This is a genomic window from Parvimonas sp. M20 (genome assembly GCF_035282425.1).
In the GTDB taxonomy this organism is placed as follows: Bacteria; Bacillota; Clostridia; order Tissierellales; family Peptoniphilaceae; genus Parvimonas.
On the sequence record NZ_JAYKBQ010000197.1, the window covers coordinates 1 to 264 of the forward strand.

Consider the following 264-nt stretch of genomic DNA (forward strand, 5'->3'; position numbering starts at 1 on the left):
CGGGGCAAAAAGCCTGGTTTACGGTGCTTGGCGATCCACTGACGCGCTACGAGGGGCAAATCAAGGATGTACTACCGACGCCGGAAAAGGTTAACGACGCTATTTTCTATTACGCCCGTTTTGAAGTCCCCAACCCCAATGGTTTGCTGCGGCTGGATATGACTGCGCAAGTGCATATTCAGCTCACCGATGTGAAAAATGTGCTGACGATCCCTCTGTCGGCGTTAGGCGATCCGGTTGGCGATAATCGTTATAAAGTCAAAT

At 51.1% G+C, this 264-nt stretch carries 1 protein-coding gene; it reads left to right on the forward strand.

All coding sequences use genetic code 11. The features are described from left to right. The coding region (locus VJI93_RS08955; RefSeq protein ID WP_324009349.1) for a hypothetical protein at positions 1-264 on the forward strand (264 nt) is incomplete at both ends.